General features: G+C 44.8%; 17 protein-coding genes and 1 pseudogene. 5 read left to right on the forward strand and 13 right to left on the reverse strand.

The genetic code is table 11. The features are described from left to right. Window positions 1-2: 2 nt before the first annotated feature. From ACMXYT_RS13420 to ACMXYT_RS13465, 10 genes and pseudogenes are all read right to left on the reverse strand, one after another. On the reverse strand, window positions 3-1,091 hold the full coding sequence (locus tag ACMXYT_RS13420) for a type IV pilus twitching motility protein PilT (protein WP_415899082.1): 1,089 nt from the start codon (window positions 1,089-1,091) through the stop codon (window positions 3-5). Beyond that, the gene (locus ACMXYT_RS13425) at window positions 1,091-1,735 is read right to left on the reverse strand and encodes a hypothetical protein (RefSeq protein WP_415899083.1); all 645 of its coding nucleotides are present in this window, start codon (window positions 1,733-1,735) and stop codon (window positions 1,091-1,093) included. The genes ACMXYT_RS13420 and ACMXYT_RS13425 overlap by 1 nt, the downstream gene beginning before the upstream one ends. After that, window positions 1,732-3,465, reverse strand: a complete 1,734-nt coding sequence (locus ACMXYT_RS13430; protein ID WP_415899084.1) for a hypothetical protein — start codon at window positions 3,463-3,465, stop codon at window positions 1,732-1,734. The genes ACMXYT_RS13425 and ACMXYT_RS13430 overlap by 4 nt, the downstream gene beginning before the upstream one ends. Continuing rightward, window positions 3,465-4,358, reverse strand: a complete 894-nt coding sequence (locus ACMXYT_RS13435) for a hypothetical protein (RefSeq protein WP_415912213.1) — start codon at window positions 4,356-4,358, stop codon at window positions 3,465-3,467. The genes ACMXYT_RS13430 and ACMXYT_RS13435 overlap by 1 nt, the downstream gene beginning before the upstream one ends. Beyond that, window positions 4,359-4,433, reverse strand: a pseudogene (locus tag ACMXYT_RS13440) (prepilin-type N-terminal cleavage/methylation domain-containing protein); the annotation flags it as partial. Beyond that, complete coding sequence (locus ACMXYT_RS13445) at window positions 4,421-5,272, reverse strand: type II secretion system protein (protein ID WP_415899086.1); 852 nt, start codon at window positions 5,270-5,272, stop codon at window positions 4,421-4,423. The pseudogene ACMXYT_RS13440 and the gene ACMXYT_RS13445, both read right to left, overlap by 13 nt. A 178-nt stretch (window positions 5,273-5,450) precedes the next feature. Continuing rightward, on the reverse strand, window positions 5,451-6,533 hold the full coding sequence (locus ACMXYT_RS13450) for a type II secretion system protein (RefSeq protein WP_415899087.1): 1,083 nt from the start codon (window positions 6,531-6,533) through the stop codon (window positions 5,451-5,453). A gap of 125 nt (window positions 6,534-6,658) precedes the next feature. Continuing rightward, on the reverse strand, window positions 6,659-6,838 hold the full coding sequence (locus ACMXYT_RS13455; RefSeq protein ID WP_415899088.1) for a hypothetical protein: 180 nt from the start codon (window positions 6,836-6,838) through the stop codon (window positions 6,659-6,661). Window positions 6,839-7,289: 451 nt separating this feature from the next. Then, window positions 7,290-8,525: a GGDEF domain-containing protein gene (locus ACMXYT_RS13460; RefSeq protein ID WP_415899089.1), complete on the reverse strand. Its 1,236-nt coding sequence runs from the start codon at window positions 8,523-8,525 to the stop codon at window positions 7,290-7,292. Window positions 8,526-8,934: 409 nt separating this feature from the next. Beyond that, on the reverse strand, window positions 8,935-12,225 hold the full coding sequence (locus tag ACMXYT_RS13465) for an EAL domain-containing protein (RefSeq protein WP_415911548.1): 3,291 nt from the start codon (window positions 12,223-12,225) through the stop codon (window positions 8,935-8,937). Window positions 12,226-12,599: 374 nt separating this feature from the next. Here ACMXYT_RS13465 and ACMXYT_RS13470 point away from each other — a divergent pair, with 374 nt between their 5' ends. The 3 genes from ACMXYT_RS13470 to ACMXYT_RS13480 all read left to right on the forward strand — a co-directional run bounded on the left by ACMXYT_RS13470 (window position 12,600) and on the right by ACMXYT_RS13480 (window position 14,502). Next, window positions 12,600-13,397, forward strand: a complete 798-nt coding sequence (locus ACMXYT_RS13470) for a tetratricopeptide repeat protein (protein ID WP_415896884.1) — start codon at window positions 12,600-12,602, stop codon at window positions 13,395-13,397. Window positions 13,398-13,584: 187 nt separating this feature from the next. Next, window positions 13,585-14,052, forward strand: a complete 468-nt coding sequence (locus ACMXYT_RS13475; protein WP_415896885.1) for an RDD family protein — start codon at window positions 13,585-13,587, stop codon at window positions 14,050-14,052. A 114-nt stretch (window positions 14,053-14,166) separates the two neighbouring features. Beyond that, a complete protein-coding gene (locus ACMXYT_RS13480; protein WP_415889154.1) occupies window positions 14,167-14,502 on the forward strand; it encodes a four helix bundle protein in 336 nt (111 codons plus the stop codon). A 79-nt stretch (window positions 14,503-14,581) separates the two neighbouring features. Here ACMXYT_RS13480 and lptG read toward each other — a convergent pair whose 3' ends face one another. Both lptG and lptF read right to left on the reverse strand, forming a co-directional pair. Beyond that, on the reverse strand, window positions 14,582-15,670 hold the full coding sequence (gene lptG / locus ACMXYT_RS13485) for an LPS export ABC transporter permease LptG (protein WP_415911549.1): 1,089 nt from the start codon (window positions 15,668-15,670) through the stop codon (window positions 14,582-14,584). Beyond that, a complete protein-coding gene (gene lptF / locus ACMXYT_RS13490) occupies window positions 15,667-16,788 on the reverse strand; it encodes an LPS export ABC transporter permease LptF (protein WP_415911550.1) in 1,122 nt (373 codons plus the stop codon). Before lptF ends, lptG begins: the two co-directional genes overlap by 4 nt. A 171-nt stretch (window positions 16,789-16,959) precedes the next feature. Here lptF and ACMXYT_RS13495 point away from each other — a divergent pair, with 171 nt between their 5' ends. Both ACMXYT_RS13495 and ACMXYT_RS13500 read left to right on the forward strand, forming a co-directional pair. Next, window positions 16,960-18,456, forward strand: a complete 1,497-nt coding sequence (locus ACMXYT_RS13495; RefSeq protein WP_415882268.1) for a leucyl aminopeptidase — start codon at window positions 16,960-16,962, stop codon at window positions 18,454-18,456. A gap of 19 nt (window positions 18,457-18,475) precedes the next feature. Beyond that, window positions 18,476-18,916 carry a DNA polymerase III subunit chi gene (locus ACMXYT_RS13500; protein ID WP_415911551.1) on the forward strand — a complete coding sequence of 147 codons (441 nt, stop codon included), beginning with the start codon at window positions 18,476-18,478 and terminating at the stop codon, window positions 18,914-18,916. Between the two features lie 338 nt (window positions 18,917-19,254). On the opposite strand, the gene ACMXYT_RS13505 is transcribed toward ACMXYT_RS13500, so the two are convergent. Further along, window positions 19,255-20,361, reverse strand: coding sequence for a hypothetical protein (locus ACMXYT_RS13505; protein WP_415911552.1), 1,107 nt, complete (start codon window positions 20,359-20,361; stop codon window positions 19,255-19,257). Window positions 20,362-20,447 lie beyond the last annotated feature (86 nt).

A 20,447-nucleotide genomic window follows, 5' to 3' on the forward strand; every position in this document is an offset into this window, starting at 1 on the left:
GGTTACCTGCCCAACACTCGAAGAGAGTTCTCAAACTGCTCTTTTCGACTGGTTAGCTGCAACGCTTGCTCTTTGGTTAAGAACTTTTCATATACACGTTTAGCTAATGCAAATTCGAAAGTCTGATTACCTTGTGCCCGCCCTGTTTCCATCACAGAACGAATTTGCGTGGAGTTATTCTCACGAATAAGGTTAGATACAGCGCCATTGACCATCAAAATCTCATTCACCGGAATACGCCCTTGGCCATCAGGAGAGCGGACTAAAGTCTGGGTAACGACTGCGCGCAAACACATAGACAACTGCTGACGCACAGTATTTTGCAGATCGCCAGGGAACATACCGATTAATCGATCAATCACGCCAACCGCATCATTTGTATGCAGAGTGGCAAATACCAAATGGCCTGTTTCCGCCGCGGTAATAGCAGCATGCATGGTTTCAAGATCACGCATCTCACCCAGCAACATTACATCTGGATCTTCACGCATCGCACTACGAATCGCATCCGCAAAAGAAAGGACATCATCACCCACTTCGCGTTGATGCACTACGGAGCGAATATTACTGTGTACAAATTCAATCGGGTCTTCGATGGTTAAAATATGACAAGCACGCGTCTCGTTTATCTTATTGATAATACTTGCCAATGTCGTGGACTTACCGCTACCGGTAGCCCCTGTAACTAAAACTAAGCCATCCTTAAAACCTACGACATCTTCAAGCTGCGCAGGCAAACGCAGTTCTTCAAAGGTACAAAAGGATCCATCAAGCGCGCGAATAGCAAAAGCTAATGCACCACGCTCAAAGTAGATATTCAGACGAAAGCGGACGCCAAGCTGATTGGAATAGCCCAAGTCACAACTGCGTTTGCTGATAAGATGTTCAAATTGCTCTGTAGATAAAACCGCTTCTGCCATCCCCGTTAACTGGTCTTTCTCAAAAGGGGGAAGCTCTTCACGTTCTTGCAGTTCACCATGAATACGCATCACCGGCGCAACATTGGCAGAACAATGCATATCTGAAGCGCCTAGTTCCAGCATCATTGCCAGTAACTGTTCAAACTGATCTTTATAGTTGTTATTTTCCATCACAATGCCAACGTCATCTCAATATCTAGCACGCGTCCACCACCTAAGGCAGTTCGATCAGTACGGCTAATCTGGAATTTGATTGGAATAACCGAGTATTCCAAGCGGGAGAGCTGCTTAATAAACCCATACAACGCGCTAAAACCGCCCTGTAGACGCAATTCATATAGAGGGCGGTTGAGATCCCCTGCCCCCTGCTTCGCAGGCTTAGACGAAACCATTTCAGATAAATTACCCTCGCTCTGCACTTTCGAAAGCAGTTGTAAACGATTCGCTTCCGCATGCTGGGTTATTTGGCTAAGTAACTGAGCAAACTTTGCTTTATCACGGACATCTATAAAGCTATAGCCAAAACCAGAAAGCTTAGATTTTTCCGATTCAATCGCTTTAGTTAGTTTCCGCACATCACTGGCACTAATTTTCTTACCATCAAGCTTCGGTACTTCGCCGGTGCTTTTTCTCTCGCGTTTAGCTGCCTTCTTAACTTTTTTCTCAACAGATTCAATTCTATCTTCTAAAACAAGCACTTGTTTATTCAGTTCAGCACCCCGAAAAAACAGGTAACCACCCGCGATCAAAGCAGCGCCTAAAACTGCAACTAGGATCCTTTCACGCATGTTCATTTCAGCAAAGGCATTCATCATTGAGCCCCCTTTTGTTTCAAAACGAACTCAAAAACATAAATACCGTTTTGCATCAGCGCTGAATCCCCTTTGAAGTTACTCGGGCTCTTATCGATATACATATTCAGTGGCTCAAGGCTGATGGATAGAACCTGATTGAAGTCATCAATGCTGGCCTGATCTACAGCCTTCCCCGTAATAGAGAATTCATACCAGGCACTTTCTTTCATTGACTCCAGCACTACGCCATCGTTAATACTTTCCGATAGCACGGGTAGAAGGCGTTCAACAAATGACTGACGCTTAACAATCACTTGCTCAACCAGCTGTTTTTCAGATTGCAATGCGCTCAGTAAAACAGTGCTCTGCTGATACGCGGTGATATTCTTGCGGGCTTCAGCACTCTCTTTACGCTGCCGATCCCTTTTCTCTTCCATTATTTCTAATTGCCTTTCAGAAGATGCTAATTCCTGTTGCAATCGATCTAACTTCCAATAAAAGAAACCTTCATAAGCAGCGATTAACAGTGGCAACATACAAGCAGCCATTGCAATTTTAAAACCGTTACTACGATAAATAGGATCAGGTGGGGGCATGCCAATTAAAGGCGCGACAGAAAGTGGGGCACTGCCAAGAAAATGTCTCGCAACCCCCAGCTCAGCTAACAACTCATTTCTGCCAGAAGGTATTTTATCCGCCGCTGCCTGAGCTAAAGATTCTGCATCGAGCTGTAGCAATGATTCTAGCTGAGAGATTTGGTCGCTAAATGCGCTATCACCATCAGCAACAAGCCAACGATTTGCTTGCGTAAACGAACCTGTCGTTAAGAGCTCTGCAACCGCCCCTGCATCTAACATATGGCTGGAGCATTTCACCATCGCCACATCGCGGATCTGGTTACCCTGCAACACAGCACAAAAAACATAAGCCTTATGGAATTCGGTTAACAATACAGTGTCAGTGCTATCCAACAACGGCACAGTGGAGCCCGCAAAAGGGTATACCTGACGCAGGTTCAGCTTAGGGAAACCGGAACTACCACCAACCTTTTTAACCGCATCTAACCACTGCTGATGCTGAGCAGCTGGCATAGCACTACACAAAAACTTTTGCGCGTCACCTAAGTCATCATCACTATAAGGTGATTCCGCCTTGGGCTGCGGTCGCCATTGAGTTAACAAACGCTGATCTGCCAGCTGCAGCTTCTGTTGGATATGCAAGCATTCAGCGATCTGCTCCTTCGAAACCATCTGCTCACGAATCGCGACTTCACCCAAGCGCATTGGGCTTCGGCCGCCATGCTGAGCTGACAACTGCTTCTCTTCTGTTACTAGATGCACCAGTTCTTCACGTTGTTCTGGAGTGATATAGCCACGCCCCATCAACAACCACCCCAGATCCCAGTTGGGTGATTGCATAGCAACAACGCCTTCCATCTCCCAGCGCAGCATCTCAAGTAAATTTTCTGCTTCAGGAGAATCAAAACTTTCAGTGATCTGAACAAGATCTGGAATAGCGCTGATATGCAGGAGTAAGGCATTACTAGGTACATTTTTACCCAGCACATTCTTTAACTGCTCCAACACATCAGTCAGTGCTGCGATAGGATCAATCTGTTGTGACGATACAGATACTGTTACTTTAAGTGCATCACGATTGCCATTAATAACGGTTGCTCGCAGACCAAACCCATCTGTTTTTAGGACCAGCAGACCTTTACCCGCTGCTTTTTTATTCAGAAACGACAGCATTAATTAACCTCAAATGTCAGTGCTGGTTGCGTTGCACCTGGAATAACTAGCAGGCGGTCATATTTCAAAACAGTATTTCCTGCACTATTTAATACAAACACTGCATGCTGACCTGCAGGGACAAATTCATTACTTGCATCAGAAACGGGCTCGCCATTTTCACTCCATTCCCCAGAACCTAAAGATAATGAATGTGTCGCAGAAGAGACTGGAACGTCAAAATGATAAGTCACCCAACGATTAGCAGGGTTAGCTGGGCTACCCGCTGACTGATTTTTAAAAATCACAAGGGCTAAAATTAGGTTATTTCCACTTTTGTCATCGACTAAGATATCAATTTGATTCAACCTTACTTGCCAATCATCTGCTTTTACTTCACCGGAAATAACAATGTCATAAGGTGCTGGATGATCTTCATCACCTTGATAATTAAACTGGTAGGTATTAGAAGCATTGCTTACAGCAAAAGGGATCCCCCAACCGTCGAGAAATTCCTGATTGCTATCTAAACCAGAGGAAAGGTAGTTCCCGCGGTAACCTTTTAATTGCGGATAAGCAGATCTTTCCGCCGTTGAAGAAGGGCCTAAAACGGTATAAGGAGAATGCATTCCGTAGTTCAGCCAATCGTCTCCTCCATCTTCCGGCCAATCATTCTTATTGATTAATGGTTGTAACATTTCGGCCACTTGTGGTGAGGCTGCACTCGCCGGTGGTAAAACACCGTTATCGATAACAAAGCCAGAAAGCACTGGTTGATTGCGGTAGCTGCTTTGCATCAAGATGCTTTTTCTAAGCAGCTCCATCTTGTCTAAAGTTTCATCGTAACGAAGCTGATTATCCTGATTATCGATAAACACTAACGGAGTACTGGCCACTAAGCCGATAATTAACATTACCAACACCAGCTCTAATAAGGTAAAGCCAGATTGATGTTTAGAAGATTGTTGATTGAGGATTAGCGAAGGCATAAGACAATATCATCCCCACTACTGCTACAAAGAAGATCAGCATCACAGAAATCAGCATCAACTGGATCTGTCTCGGTATAATCGCAACGGTTTGGCTCGTAAATACCATTCGAACCAAAACTCACTAATCGAGGCACCCCTGGCACGATAGTGCTATTCGCCATCACCTCTAGATCAATCGCCAAATATGGGCGACCAAAGCGATTGATCAGGGTTGAATCATCACCCGAAATTTTACGCCATTCCAATAGACAGTCTGTCGTATTGCAACCATTTACACTGCGGCTCTGACCGTCATCGACGGGGTAATGATCATAAGGGTCTGCGATACCAATTACAGATTCAATCTCTACAGCATCAATCACAAAAGGCTCACCCGGATCTGCTGGGACACTAATACTCGAGCCATCAGATGTCAGATCGTCACCAATATCCAGATAAAGATACTTGTGGCCATTTAGGTAGGGGCCGCGCCAACCTCGACGATAATCCACACTCCAAACAGCAGCAGAAGCGGGTTTAATAAACAAGAAACCTAAGTCAGCAGGGGTTTCACGAACAGGTAAAGTGCCATTGTCTTTATAATAGGCTTCGATTGCCTCACTCAGCTGCTGCATCTGGTAACGCGCAGCTTGATCTGCGGCATCTGATCCAACGTCACGGAAAGAGGTAACCACACCACCCGCCACAACCAAAAGAATGGCTGCAACCACCAGCATCTCCAAAAGAGTAAAACCCTTCTGAGACGACAAAACCGCTTTGCTAAAAACATCATTACGGACACTTTTAGAAAAACGGTCTATTAGGGAACTGCGGTATTTTTTATCTACCAACTTCATATTTAGCCATTGTATTTATTATTGTTATTAGCCTGTCCTTAGCTATCTATCTTCATCCAAGTAAAGCCTTTGTTACTAAGCCCCCTTCGCCATATTTAACTGGCTTAAGGGCAAAAAATTACAAATATTTCTAACAAAAAAGGCAGGAGCTAAGCCCCTGCCTTTTTAGAAATAAGCATTACTCTTCTTCGTTACCTTTAGCTTCAGCGATCTCATCGTCATAAGCGTCGCCACCAGCATCAAGAATCGCTACAACTTCAAGCTCTTCGCCAACTTCTTCCCAGTTCGCTACTAAACAATCTGTTGTGTTAGCTGGATCAAGTAAGTCACCTACGTCGCCAGTATCACATTCTGCAATTTTCACTACGATAGAGTAGTTAGAATATTTATCTGCAGGCGCATTACCATCTTGAGGCGCACGAGCAATAACTGCATCTAGCTCAGCACTTGGGCCAACACCAAATACAGCCAATACTGCATTATCTTCTTCGCCAAGTTCTTCAGGCTCATTGAAAAGTGCCACAGGTATAGTTTCAGTAGTAATAGCTCCTGTGAGGTCTACAGCAGCACCTGCACCAAACTCCCACTCATCATCTTCAACAAGAGGCGTATTGAATACCATTGATGGTTTAGTTACTTCTACTAAAGGAATCTCTTCAACATCTTGATCAAAGCCACCTGCTGCAGTGAACAAGTTGTTACCCGTAGTGTTATTACAAAGTTCGTTATTCACATAACGAAGGCTAGTCATACCATTATTAGCCAACGCAGTAACAGCTTCAGCTCCGATGTTAGCAATACCTAACTTGCCGAACATATCACCTGATAAACCACCGTCGACACGTGGTACATTTGAAGTATTTCCATTGTTACTTAGCAATACGCTTGCTGCGCCATCAATTTGAGCAACAGTTGCAGTGTAATCAGCTTGTACACCTGCAGAACAAATCAAAGAATCAAGACCAGCAGGTAGCAAACGTTTTTCAGTCACATTAAAAACATTCATGCTGTTTTCAAGTGTAGCCATAGTATGTACGGCTGTAGCTTGAGCTGCACTTTCTTCGTTACCATCCATATTTGAGATAACTGCACCTGCAATTACCGCAAGAATCGCAACGACAACTAGCAATTCAAGCAGCGTAAAACCGCCCTGTTTACCTTGAAGTTTTTCACCCTTAGCGCGTAATTCTGCATCTTTAACCTGAGTCAGGTCAGCATTTTTGAACTTGCGAATCGTTTCTTTGATCTGTTGAGCGTTCATTATTTTTCTCTTTATTATTTTTACCGCATCTGTCTCACACAGATTTTTGGATTTTTAGTTATAAAAATCTTTAAGATGCAAACCCGCATTGCACTCTTTTAATTGGGGACGAACTCTTCGCTAGCTTAAACATCCACCACAAAACGGTACTGTCGGCCGTAATGGAGAATGACCTCTTTTTGCTGGCGTTTTAGAATTTTCGTTTCTATTCGGATCTCGCCGTAACCATCATGAGCAAGCACATCTTCAAACAACTCCAACAATTTCTTTTTAGCTGGATCAGCTGCTGGTTTATCCATGCTCATAATTTTTTGCCCTTGGCTATGGCTTAATCTGACTTCCTTGAAATGTTGGGAACTAATCCTTAGCGCCCAATGTCTGAAAAACGTGACAGAAAAGGTAACTGTTTCAAAAATGTTACCAAACTGGCCATTGGAGCCACCTTTTCTAGTACTTTGGGATCAACTTTATCCCGAGAAATTCATGATAGATTCCTGAAAGCCTAATAATAAACACCGGAATTCATCCCAGAGAAGGCTGATTTTTAGTAGAAAATATTGGAAAGGGAGATTCGGGAATTTAGGGCATAAAAGCCACTAGCGAAAAAAAACATTAGGGAAATCAAATATAATTTCAAACAAAGATAGAACAGATATGTAGGTGAATTTAGAAAGAATTTATCCTTGTTTACAAAGCGCCAACATCAACAAAATCTGCCAAAAACTTATGTCTGGCAACAATAAAATAAGTAAGTGCTTATTTATTAGGCAGGGCTTTTGACACAGGCGTTGCACCTTCAGCACCCACAACACAACCTCGGCCACTCTGTTTTGCATCATACAGGGCATCATCAGCCCGCTTGATTAAAGCGTCTAAATTGAGATCGGTCGGCTCAGCCACAGCAAAACCGATGCTAACTGACATAGATAGCTCATATCCTGAAATGGAATATTTAGATTGAGAGACTAACCGCAATAATCGATCAGCTACTTGCTGAGCGCTGGCATAGGAGATATCAGGGATAAGCGCGATAAATTCCTCACCACCATAACGACCTATAGCGGAATAAGAACGCAGTTCACCCATCAACCTATGCGCCACCAGTTGCAGAAGCTTATCCCCGACTAGATGCCCATAGTTGTCATTCACTTTCTTGAAATGATCAAGATCTAACATCAGCAGAGCAAAACTACTCTGTTTGGAAGAGGAGCGTTTATAACGTTGCCATTCTGCCTCCATTCTTCTTGTAATCTCAGCCCGGTTATAAAGCCCAGTTACTGCATCAACCGTAGCGAGTTCTTCTAGCATCTCTTGCTGGTAGATCATTTTCTTCACAGCTTTGCGCATAAATACAAAGGCCGTACCAAAAACGCTAAACAAGATGATCGCTAATACACCGACAAACAGGATGATGCCTTGCTGCACCTCGCCTCTAAAACCCGATGTATCTTGGTAAATTTCAAAAACTCCGATAAGTGCACCTTTCTGGTTTCTAACTGCCACGTAGCTTTCAACTACATCAACATCAAATCGGGTTTCATTAGCCAGATCTCTTATCTGGTCTTTTCTTTGAATATTAGAACTCGCTCCCTCAACAAGCGCCTGCTGCAACATTTTATTGGCACTCGCATCCCTCCCAATAATACTGAGGTCGGTGCTGTAGATAATGATGCCACTTGGGGCGAAAAGCTTAATTTTTACGATCCCATAAGGCTGAATAAAGTCCCTAAGGGTTTTATTCAGTGCTAACAGCTGCGGTGGTAAAAGCGGTGCTGACTCAAGGGCTGAATTTAGATCGGTTCGGTAGGTAGCAAAAATCGCTTCTGTAAGATTAATAGCGTTGGATTCCGCTATCCGAACTACATAACGCTCATAAAGTTTACTTGCGGCGTAACCGCTCAATAGCAATAAGACAATCGATGCAAGAATGGCAACTAAGGTGAATCGTTTGAGGAACTGACCAAACGATGATGACAGTGCTTTAGGGCTCAACAACCAAAACCTCAATACAGCAGGTACTGTTTTCTCTTTCTCTAAATTAGATTAGCAGAAACCTAACCGACCGTTCACGCTCCTTTTTTTCAAAAACGACCATTTTTAGCCTAAAGACTAAGGAACCTGAGAACAAGTCCGATACGACTTTGCTATGCCCCTTGGGTACAGGCTTTCAGAGCAATTGAAGCACGAGGCAATGATTACAGGCATGCTGGTTGCCTGTCGAAAATCATTAACAAAGTGATTCAGTTGCTCTGTAAGCCCCAAAGGGTGAGTTCTAAAACGTCCATCTACTTTGTCAGTCAGTTTGAAAAGGTCTAGACATTTCACTGCACTGACTTTCGCGTATCTGGTCGTTTTATAACTCACTGAGAAAGTATGGGACTTATTCGCAGGTTCCTAAATGCTATTGAAGTTTAACAAGCATTTTTTCAAATTGGAGATAAGGAACAGGTCGACTACTGAGGTAGCCTTGATAATAGTGACAGGCCTTACTTTGCAAGAATCTTAGCTGCTCCTCAGTCTCTACGCCTTCAGCTAAGACTTTAAAACCTAAGCTGTGTCCCATGGCAACTATAGTTGCAGCAATCACCATATCGTCTTTATCTTGCGGAATATCCTCGACAAAGGATTTATCAATTTTCAGGACATCAATCGGGAATTTTTTAAGGTAAGCGAGCGAAGAATAGCCCGTACCAAAATCATCAATCGCGACTTTAACACCCAGCTCTCGAAGCTGATGAAGCAGATCGATAAACTCCTGCTCTCTTTCCATCAACGCGCTTTCGGTAATCTCCAATTCCAGATACTGCGCTGGCAATCCCGTTTGCTCCAGTACATTAGTCACTAACTGACATATATCGGTGTGGCGTAACTGAACAGTAGATAGATTTACAGCCATTGAGATCGGCTTATATCCCTTATCCAACCATGATTTCAGCTGTGAACAACTTTGCTTAAGAACAAATCGACCTATTGGATTAATCAAGCCGGTTTGTTCCGCTAATGGAATAAAATCGGCGGGACCAATCAAGCCTTTTTCTGGATCTTGCCAACGTACCAACGCTTCGGCACCAACGAGTTCTCCCGAGGCTAAATCGATTTGCGGCTGATAAAAAACTTCGAGTTCCTGGTTATCAATCGCACGAGATAATCTGGCTTCAAGTTCTAATCGACTTCGAGCATCATGAGTTAGCTCTTCCGTAAAGTAATGAAAACAGCCACGCCCCTCACTCTTAGCACGATACAATGCTGCATCTGCATGCTGAAGCAATGCCTCAGCATCTTCACTTTGTGTCGGGTAGATACTAATACCAACAGAGCCACCTATAGCAACATCGCGTCCATTACTTAATGTCCAACGCTTACTAATGGCCTCGATCATTTCATTAGCGACAAGGCCTGCATCTTCTGGATGCTGGATATCATCCAGTAATAGAGCAAATTCATCTCCGCCCATACGACAAACCAGATCGACTTGTCGCAAGCGCTCTTTAAGAAGTGCAGCCACCTGTTGTAGTAACTCATCCCCAGCGGCATGACCAAAGCTATCATTTACATCTTTAAAGCGATCCAAATCCAACAACAGCAACGCCAACTGCTTATCTTTGCGCTTTGCGACCGCTAATGATTGTTCCAATCGCGATTGCAACATCAGACGATTGGGCAGATTGGTCAACATGTCATGATGAGCTAAGTAATTAAGCTTCTGTTCTGACTCTTTGAGCTTAGAAATATCCGAAAAGACACCGACATAATGAGTGACCTTTTGATAATCATTGGTAACCTGACTAATACTCAGTAACTCGGGATAAACCGCACCATCCTTGCGACGATTCCATATCTCTCCCTGCCAACTGCCTTTTTCCCTCAAACTCTCCCACATCACTGCGTAAAACTGCTCATCATGTCGGCCCGATTGCAAAATTTTGGCAGGTTGCCCGATCACTTCTTCACTGTCATATCCCGTTAAACGGCAGAAGGCCTCATTTACACGCTGAATAACACCCGCAGCCGAGGTAATCATCACCCCCTCTGTGGTACTGCCAAACACGGCTGCTGCCTGTCGTAACCGATCTTCTTGGCTTTTGCGTTCGGTTACATCTTCCAAGATAGCCAAGAAACCACACTCAGTCGTAATACCCGAGGCGTTAATCAGTTTCTGCTTACCCTCCAAGCAAGTAATCTTATATTCACTTAAGGGAATTTTATGGTCGGTTATGCGCGCTCGCTCAATAGCTCCATACCAACGCTCACGCGCTTCTTTACGGTACTGCAGGTCTGGGTGGGCTAAGGTAAACCATGTATCTAAATCGGGCAGGTGTTTTGCTGTATAGCCCAATGTGGCAGTGAAAGCACGGTTCAGGCTAATTAAGCGCCCATCAAAACCAACATAAGCCATAGGAACAGGTGATTGCTCAAACAACACCCTAAAGCGTTGCTCACTATCGCGAATGGAATCTATCGCCTGGAACCGTTCAGTCAGATCACGCGCTATAGCAACAACATAATCTTTATGCCCAAAGCGAACTAAGCGCGATTTAATTTCTACAGGAAAAATAGTGCCATCTAAACGCCGGTGTTCGGTCGTTATTAACTGTTCCTCTTTTTCCTTGAGTTCGGAAATATGGTGTTCTAACCAATAATTAAGAGAATCATTTGCCGCCGTCAAATCAACGACCCGCAAACTTAGCAAGTCACTATGCGACATAGCTAAGTTTTCAGATGCACGCTCGTTCGCATCTAAAATTCGGCCATCATCCGCGTCGATAATGTAGATAGCATCACTGACCTGCTCAACCAAACTTTGATAAAAATCACGCTGTTCGATATCTCGCAAACGAGCTTCGGTATTTACTAGATCTCGGCTTTTACGCGCCAAAGTTTCTTGCAGGTACTCTATATAGGAACCTTGTAGAGATTTAGCGATATCGTGTCGTGTAAGAATGCCTTTTAGCGAACCATCATGTTCAACGACTACAAGGCGGCGAATATGATTGCTCTCCATCATACGACTAGCGATTTGTAGAGGCAGATCAGGTAGAACCGTCAGCAAAGGCGAAGCCATCACATCTCTAGCTTTTACCTGTTCTATATCAAGATGCTCTGTTGCTAACCGAACCATATCCCGCTCGGTCAAGATACCAACCGGACAACCCTTCTCTACAACGACCACACAACTTATGCGATCGGTATTCATAGTTGAGAGCACCGTCGCCAGAGATTCTTCAGGGTTGACCCCTTTAACCCGGCAACTCATGGAATTGGCAACGGTTTTTAGCTCAACTAAATACTCCATCCCCATGTGATGAAGAAAATCACCTTCACTAACTAGACCTAATAGCTTTCCATCACTATCGACAACAACAAGATGCCTGACGCTATTCTCAGACATCATTTGGTACGCCTTGGCATAACCAAGATTAGAGGAAACAGTGATAACAGGCTGACTCATAACTTCAGCCATGCTTAAAGATGAGATAGCCTGATCATCAAGCATTAAACGAATAGCATCTTTCTCGGTAAAGATACCTACAGGTTTAGCTGAATCGTCTATAGCGACAATGCTACTAATAGAATGCTTCTGCATGAGCGCCAGCACAGTTTTTAAGGGCGCATCCGGTGCGACAGTAATAACACTCGGCGTTAGAATCGCCTTTAACGGTGCTGCCTCTATTTCAATAGCATTCAAATTCATACATCAACCAATTCGAATAAGATCAAGCAATCAAGGGATGCTACCTAGATCAACTGACAAAAACATTGATATCAGTGCTTATATCAGTCAATCCAAATACAACTCAAATAATGTATTTTCAAAATATCTTTTATATAATCATCCTTTCCAATCTAGTGTAGGTACAAAAATTAGTATCTGACTAATAGCAAGCACTTCTTTTTTCAGAAAAAACAATACATTAGAGAGTTCTTAATAAAACTTTGTATACAGACAATTGTCATTTATAAGGTGCTGGTGAGGTAAATACGACTTGGAGCAAACAAATTTTTTCCAATATAGGTATAATCGTCGGCCTCTCTCGAACCCAAACTAATTTATGCGGGCAACACTCGATGAAGAAACAGATTCTTTTAGCTACAAGTCTAATGCTGAGCATTGGTACAACTAACCTGATGGCAGCCGATCTAGGCAAAGGCTCTTTAGCCTTTGACAAGCAAGACTACGCAACAGCACTTGAAGAGCTGAAGCCACTGGCAAAAGAAGGCGACCCAGATGCACTCAACATGCTTGGCCAAATGTATGAGAATGGCTGGGGCGTTGAGGTAGACGAAGCTAAAGCACGCCGATACTACAAGCGCGGTGCTTCTCAAGGCCATATGGCTAACGTAAACAGCCTGCGTGCTCTGAAAGACAAAGAATACAAAGTTGAACTTAAAACCGTTCAACCTGCTGCTGAATCTGGTGATGCTCAAGCACAAAACCGTTTGGGTGAAATGGCAGAGTTCGGTTACGGCATGTCACGTAACGCTGATATGGCGATCGAATGGTACCTAAAATCTGCCGATCAGGGCTATGTAGCTGCACAACACAATATTGGCCGCTGCTACAACTTCGGCACAGGTGTTGAGCAAAACTTCGAAGAAGCAGAACGTTGGTACCGTAAAGCGGCTAACCAAGGTCACACTGACGCGATGTTCTTCTTAGGTACGCTTTACTCTAACAACCACGGTTCTCAGAAAGATCAGGATACAAACATCCTAGCTTACGCTTGGATGCACAATGCTGCTGAATTGGGTAACAAGACTGCACAAGCTATCGAAAAACGTTTGGTGATGAAGCTTAACCCAAGCGAGCTTGAAGAAGCCAAAGCATTAGCTGCTGAATACCGTAAAACGTACATTGCAGAATAAGCGCTCTCAAATTTAAAAAAGGCGATCATCTGATCGCCTTTTTTATTGCCTAATCGCCCGCGGGTGGCGAAGCATAGCTCTTTCCATGTAAAATCCGCATCTAGAAAGATCACTTTTAGCGGGCATTTTTCGCGATCCAGCAAGTTAAGCCCAGTCTTGAACTCGACCCTACACGTGTATTGATAAAATGAGCCGAGCCTTTAAAGAAACTTATGCCGATATCAAAATCGCCAGCCCACTCAAACGCTTAGGCGCTTTTGTTTACGACTTGATGTTAGTCGCTGCCCTATTAATGGTCTCTACCGGCGTACTTATGACCATCAACGGCGGCGAAGCCCTTGATACCAGCCCTTACTTTGCCGTGTATCAGTCCGCTCTATTTATCATCGTTTACCTGTTCCTTTCCTTCTTCTGGATGCGCAACGGTCAAACCCTCGGCATGCTCGCTTGGCGTTTACGCGTACAAACCTCAGAAGGCTACCGCCTTAACTTCACTCAATCCCTAATACGTTACATCGTAGGCATCATCTCCCTATCCGCTTTCGGCGTAGGCTTTCTTTGGATGTTTATCAACAAACAGAAGATGACATGGCATGACCTAGCGTCAGGCACACACGTGGTAGAACTACCGAAGAATGCGAAGATTTTGGAATAAAGGCAGGACGCCAGAGTAAAAGAAGGACGCTGACGCTAGAGGACGGCTTCGCCTAGAGGACGCTGCTTCGCAGCTAGAGAAAAGGCTTAAAACATAAACAACACGGAGGTTGTTATGAGTTATGAAAACTTAGATGTTTGGAAACGCGCTTGTAGATTAAGCACCGATCTATACTTAGTTCTTACCAACTGTAAGGATTATGGCTTCAAAGACCAAATTACGCGCAGCGGTCTATCCATTCCCAGCAATATTGCCGAAGGTTATGAGCGAAGCTCTGTTAAAGAAAAAAGGCAATTTCTTTACTATGCAAAAGGCTCTTCTGCAGAGCTGAGAACTCAAATACTAATTGGTCAAAAAGTAGGCTTTATACCTAAGCTGAAAGCCCAAAGTTGGGCAGAAGAAATTTTGGAGATTAGAAAAATACTCAACACGTTAATAAAACAGTGTTGAGATCTTTTTCTCTAGGCAAAGCCGTCCTCTAGTCACGAAGTGACGTCCTAAAAGCGAAGCGACCTCTAGCGCCAGCGTCCTACTTCGCCCTATTAAGCAACCAGAACCCAAAACCTGCACAAATCAGAATCGGGATAATCACCGCAACAAACGGTGCGAACCCAAATACGGCGCTGGTAGGGCCGAGGATGTCTTGAGTGAGTTTAAAGGCGAGACCGACGATGATGCCGGTGATCAAGCGCTGTCCGAGGGTTACGCTTCGAAGTGGGCCAAAGATAAAAGAAACAGCAACCAACACTAAAGCGAATACAGCTAGCGGTAGGAGCAGCTTACTCCAGAAAGCCACGCGGTATTGTGAGGAAGCCAAGCCCTGCTCTTTGAGGTATTCACTGTAAGAAAGCAAACCGCTCATCGATAGGTTGGTCGGTTGAACCATTACGACTTTTAGTAGCTCAGGTGTTAAGCCACTTTCCCAAACTTCGGATTCTAAGGTGGTCGTAGTCACAGACGATGTCGCTGGTGTCGCTCGATCTTCTGCCGATGGGAAACGTGTCTCACGAACTTCAGTAAGTACCCACTTACCCTCTTCGTAACGCCCCACTTTGGCATAGCTAGAACGGGCAAGTGTCAGATCTTCGTTGAACTCGTAACGGCTTACGCCGCGAACAGAACCATCAGGAATTACCGCATTGATATGTAGGAATGTACGCTCATCTCTGTGCCATACACGACTGGCATCATTTATCGCGCGACTACCGGTTTGCGCCACTTGGCGATGACTCTGCGCCTGCTGCTCTGTATGGGGAACAACGAATTCACCAAGGCCCAATGCAAACGCAATAATCAGCAACACTGGCTTCATGACCGACAGAATAATCCCTAAAGTCGAGATACCTGCTGCGCGCATAACCGTAAGCTCAGAACTTGAAGCAAGGATACCCAAACCTAACAGACAGCCGATCAGACTAGATAGGGGAATAAACTCGTAGATACGACGCGGCAAGGTTAGCAGAGAATACTCAACCGCAGCAGCGAAGGTATAACTACCTTCAACATCTTTAAGTTCTTCCACTAGCGCAAACAACATATCTAGCCCTGCAACCACCAGCAGAACCACTAAGAAGCCACCTAAGACATGACGTGCGATATACAGATCTAATAGCTTCATGATGTTTTCTTACTCCATGGCATACGCAAAGTCGGCATAGGAATTTGGTTAAAGACCCGACTCCAGAAACGGCCAAAAACAATCATATTGAGCGCAAACAAAGCAAAGACAAAATGCACCATCCAGATTGCAATAGGCGCAGCTTCATCATCGCTTACCTTACTGGTTATATTGCTCAGAATCGTGAGGTATAAAAGATAGATAATAATCGACGGAACTAGCCGCGCAAAACGCCCCTGGCGCGGATTGACACGGCTTAAAGGAACCGCCAATAAGGCAACCACAATAGCCAATACCGGTAGAGAGAGACGCCAGTTCAACTGCGCTCGATGCTTAGGTTCATCCGATTCCCAAAGCACAGAGGTTGGAAGCGCCTCTACTTTGTCGTAGCGAATTTCTTGGTTTTTACGCTCAACCTCAGAGCCGTAACGTTTAAACCCAAGTTCTGTGTAATCGGCATTACCCGGTACGCCTTCGTAGCGGAAACCGTCTTCTAGCACTAAGAAACGCTGATCTCGCTCGGTATCCGTCACCATGCTGCCCGATTCAGCTAAGGTAATTTGTAGGCGATTAGTGCTCTTATTTCGATCAGCCATGAAAACCAAACCGAGTTCACCATCCTTACTCACAGAATCGGTATAGGTAACTCGAGCACTGTTCTGATTTTTCTGGAAACGCCCCGGCACAAGACTTTCGAGTTCACTGCGACTTTCTTGTTCATCAAAGATTTTATTTGTTTCAGAAGCACCATAAGGAGAAACAAAAACGGATAAAACGCCGACAACAACAGCCACCAGCAAAGCGGGCCCCATGGAATAAGCCACTAATCGTTTCTGGCTCATACCGCAGGCTTCTAAAACTGTCATCTCACTCTCAAGATAGAGTCGACCATAACCCAGCAAGAAACCTAGAAATAAACCTAAGGGCAGAATCAGTTCAAGAAATCCCGGTAATCGATACCCCATAATGGCAAACAACACACTCGGATCTAATTCACCAGCTGCGGCCTTGGAAAGGTATCTTACAAAACGTCCACTCATGATGATGACGAGTAAAACCGAACTCACCGCCAACATGCTGAGCAGCACTTCTCGAGATAAATAACGAAAAACGATCACTCTATGTCCCTACGAAACTGTTACCGACACAAAAATGGTTTATATTATGGGCCTTTACAGCGGAAATTATCTGTCAAAGCCTAGGTACTGAGTTTTAAGTATCGGCATTATCCTTTAATCCGCACCTAATGTCTTGTTTAGACGGCTGCTGGCCGTGAGTTTGGAGCTAACATGGATTTTGAAATTGTAAATGGTGAGATTCAGTCACTAGAAACAGAATGTCTAGTCATCGCAGTTGAAGCTGATGGCAACCTATCCCCTGCAGCGAAAGCAGTCGACAGCGCCAGCTCTGGATACATCAGCGAAATCATCAACCAAGGTGATATCAGCGGTAAAACAGCACAAACACTTCTACTTCATAAAGTACCGGGCGTAACTGCTAAGCGCGTATTGCTGGTTGGTTTCGGTAAAGAAGAAGACCGTAACAACCGTAATCTACGCAAAGCTGTAACCGCGGTTATGGGCATCGTCAAAGGCACAGGCGTAAGCAGCGTAACATTTGCGCTAGATTGCAAACTAAGCGACGACGCTGATCAATACCGTCAACTTCGCCATGTTGTTGAATGGGCAGGCGCTGAGCTTTACGTTTACGACGAAACTAAGAGCAAAAAAGCAGACCCTCTAAAACTGGAACAGATTGCGCTAGTTGTTAACGACGGTGATGCCGAAGTGGCAGAGACAGCGCTTTTAGACGGTACAGCGATCGTCAACGGTATGAGCATCGCACGTGACCTAGGTAACCTACCGGGCAACATCTGTACGCCGACCTACCTAGCTGAGCAAGCACTAGAACTAGACGACGAATTTGAAAGCCTAACAGCGACCATCGTTGATGAAGACGAGATGGCTGAACTGGGCATGCACTGCCTACTTTCTGTAGGTAATGGTTCTGAGCAACCTTCCAAACTGATCGTTATGGAATACAAAGGCGGCGAAGAAGGCGATAAGCCACACGTACTTGTTGGTAAAGGTATTACGTTTGATACCGGCGGCATCTCATTGAAGCCAGGCGCTGGCATGGACGAGATGAAGTACGATATGTGTGGCGCGGCAAGCGTATTCGGTGCAATGACTGCTCTTTGTGAAATGGAACTACCGATCAACGTTGTTGGTATCGTTGCTGCAGCTGAAAACATGCCAAGCGGCCATGCAACTAAACCAGGCGACATCGTAACGACTATGTCCGGCCAAACTGTTGAGATCCTAAACACTGACGCTGAAGGCCGTTTGGTTCTTTGCGATGCCCTAACTTACGCAGGCAAATTTGAGCCAGCATCGGTTGTAGATATCGCAACGCTAACTGGCGCGTGCATCATCGCACTAGGTCACCACGCTACTGGCGTACTATCTAACAATGACGATCTAGCACAAGAGCTAATGCAAGCAGGTAACCAAGCAGCAGATAAAGCTTGGCAACTACCGCTATGGGATGAGTTCCAAGAGCAGCTAGATTCTAACTTTGCAGATATCGCTAACATCGGTGGTCGCCCAGGCGGCACAATCACTGCTGCGTGCTTCCTATCTCGCTTCACTAAAGAGTACCGTTGGGCTCACTTGGATATCGCAGGTGTTGCTTGGCATAGCGGTGGTAAAAACAAAGGCGCTACAGGCCGCTGTGTTCCGCTACTAACTCAGTACCTGCTAAACCAATCAGCAGACGAGGAATAAGCCTCAGGCTTAGTAACCGATGACCAGTAAAGCTGATTTCTATGTACTACCTTCTAGCGACCCGGATGCCCGTGGTCGCTTCCTTTGCCGTTTAGTCGAAAAGATCCGTGCACTAGGGCACCAACTTTATATCCAAACAGCAAACGAAAGTGAAGCCAAGCATATTGATCAGCTTCTCTGGGAATACCGCCCCGAAGCGTTTATCCCACACCAACTGGTAGACGAAGATCTCCAAGCCGGCGTACAAATCGGCTGGGATCAACAACGCCCACAACATAAAGACGTATTCGTAAATCTGAATTTAGATATTCCAGAAGACGCACTCGGATTCGACCGCATCTTAGAAGTCGTTGTACAAACAGAAGACGTCCTTGCCTCAACTCGTAAGAACTACAAGCTATATCAATCCAATGGCATCCAGATTGATATGCATGATATGCGCCCTAAGCCGAAGGCGTAGAGGACGGCTTCGCCTAGAGGTCGCTTCGCTTGTAGGACGCAACTTCGTTGCTAGAGAAAAAACCTCTATAGGAATTAAGGGATTAGTTTTTAATATTTCTAAGTAATACGATCCTCAATGACCATACCCTCGAATCATTTCGAATCTTCACAATACTTATAATTTTTTTAATCTTTTTCTCTAGCTGCGTAGCAGCGCCCTTCTTTTCCTCTAGTGGCGAAGCCACGTCCTCTAGCCATGAAATGGCGTCCTAAAAGGCGAAGCCGCTCTCTAGCGTAAGCGTCCTTCTTTTCCTATAGGCGAAGCCGTCCTCTAGCAGCTTTGCTGCGTCCTGCCCTTCAAGCCACAACCGTCCCTTTCCCACCAGACTTTTTATGTCCGCGTGTTTCTTCAATCAGGAACTTAAGCCAGCGCATATACGGCGTACCACCTGTGCCTTGTTGATCATTACAGCGGCGTGCGATGTATTTAATCGCCCAGTGATAATGCACTTCGCGGAAGCAGGCCATCAGTTCTAACACAGCATCAAACTTATCGGAGTTTGCCAGGGTTTTAACATCAGGCATGGCGCGTACTTGCTCCAACATGACTCGATGATCGACAGGCATGTACTGACGCATATCGTACAAATGTCGGGTTAAGCGATTATCTTGGTGAGGGATTTTCATAAACTCTGTCAGTAACGGCATGATTGAGCTTTGTGCGCCGGTTTCACCGCGATAGCTTATCGGGTCAATATTCACACCTTCATACACCACCTCTTGGAATTGGCCGATATAAGGGCGGAATTTAGAGAAATACAGCTCATCCGACATACGCTCAGGTATCCGTTGCAACACCTGAATAATCGACGTCATTGCCATAGCGATCTTATCGAGTGCAGCATCAACATCTCTAGGCTGAACCTCACCTTGTAGACTTAAAACCGCATCCAAAACATCAGCAGCCAAAGCCTCTATTTCAATATGAACCAAGATAAACCAATGCTCATCATAGAGATGAACAAAGTTTTGAATCGTATCGATATTGCCAAGCTGAACAGGTTTACGAATATCAAAACGTCGCCAATTGAACAGCGCATAACCGTCGTAACTCAAGATGGGAGGTCGCTGCATCAGGTCAGCAATTTTGCATAAGGGGCGAGCTAGGTTCGCAGGTAAAGAGTGACAACTGGGTTGCCCTATTTGATTGATATAACCCGACGCGATAAAACCCAACCTGACATAATAAAGGCACGCTTGCGGCCAGAGATCTTCAGGGATATTGATATAGGGCCAATCGGGAACAAACACTCGACGCAGATAGTTTCGAGCATCCTTTTCTAGTAACAAACTCGGTAACGCATTACCCACCGTATCCAGTACTGCATAAGGCTCCCCCAAAACCAACTCAGTCGCCGGATCCTGACAAGGTAAAAAACCGCGTGTGGCATAACATTGTTTCATGTTCGTACCTCCGCAATAACTTTGATACTTATAAGTATAGAAGTATCAATACAGGACGCAGCAAAGCTGCTAGAGAACGCTTCGCG

The organism is Neptuniibacter sp. QD37_11, assembly GCF_047778105.1.
Taxonomy (GTDB): Bacteria; Pseudomonadota; Gammaproteobacteria; order Pseudomonadales; family Balneatricaceae; genus Neptuniibacter.

Bases quoted from the DNA above. Each gene is read 5' to 3' on its own strand.
- ACMXYT_RS13420 (WP_415899082.1), bottom strand. From the start codon at position 1,091: ATGGAAAATAACAACTATAAAGATCAGTTTGAACAGTTACTGGCAATG.
- ACMXYT_RS13425 (WP_415899083.1), bottom strand. From the start codon at position 1,735: ATGATGAATGCCTTTGCTGAAATGAACATGCGTGAAAGGATCCTAGTT.
- ACMXYT_RS13430 (WP_415899084.1), bottom strand. From the start codon at position 3,465: ATGCTGTCGTTTCTGAATAAAAAAGCAGCGGGTAAAGGTCTGCTGGTC.
- ACMXYT_RS13435 (WP_415912213.1), bottom strand. From the start codon at position 4,358: ATGTTAATTATCGGCTTAGTGGCCAGTACTCCGTTAGTGTTTATCGAT.
- ACMXYT_RS13445 (WP_415899086.1), bottom strand. From the start codon at position 5,272: ATGAAGTTGGTAGATAAAAAATACCGCAGTTCCCTAATAGACCGTTTT.
- ACMXYT_RS13450 (WP_415899087.1), bottom strand. From the start codon at position 6,533: ATGAACGCTCAACAGATCAAAGAAACGATTCGCAAGTTCAAAAATGCT.
- ACMXYT_RS13455 (WP_415899088.1), bottom strand. From the start codon at position 6,838: ATGAGCATGGATAAACCAGCAGCTGATCCAGCTAAAAAGAAATTGTTG.
- ACMXYT_RS13465 (WP_415911548.1), bottom strand. From the start codon at position 12,225: ATGAATTTGAATGCTATTGAAATAGAGGCAGCACCGTTAAAGGCGATT.
- ACMXYT_RS13470 (WP_415896884.1), top strand. From the start codon at position 12,600: ATGAAGAAACAGATTCTTTTAGCTACAAGTCTAATGCTGAGCATTGGT.
- ACMXYT_RS13475 (WP_415896885.1), top strand. From the start codon at position 13,585: ATGAGCCGAGCCTTTAAAGAAACTTATGCCGATATCAAAATCGCCAGC.
- ACMXYT_RS13480 (WP_415889154.1), top strand. From the start codon at position 14,167: ATGAGTTATGAAAACTTAGATGTTTGGAAACGCGCTTGTAGATTAAGC.
- lptG (WP_415911549.1), bottom strand. From the start codon at position 15,670: ATGAAGCTATTAGATCTGTATATCGCACGTCATGTCTTAGGTGGCTTC.
- ACMXYT_RS13495 (WP_415882268.1), top strand. From the start codon at position 16,960: ATGGATTTTGAAATTGTAAATGGTGAGATTCAGTCACTAGAAACAGAA.
- ACMXYT_RS13500 (WP_415911551.1), top strand. From the start codon at position 18,476: ATGACCAGTAAAGCTGATTTCTATGTACTACCTTCTAGCGACCCGGAT.
- ACMXYT_RS13505 (WP_415911552.1), bottom strand. From the start codon at position 20,361: ATGAAACAATGTTATGCCACACGCGGTTTTTTACCTTGTCAGGATCCG.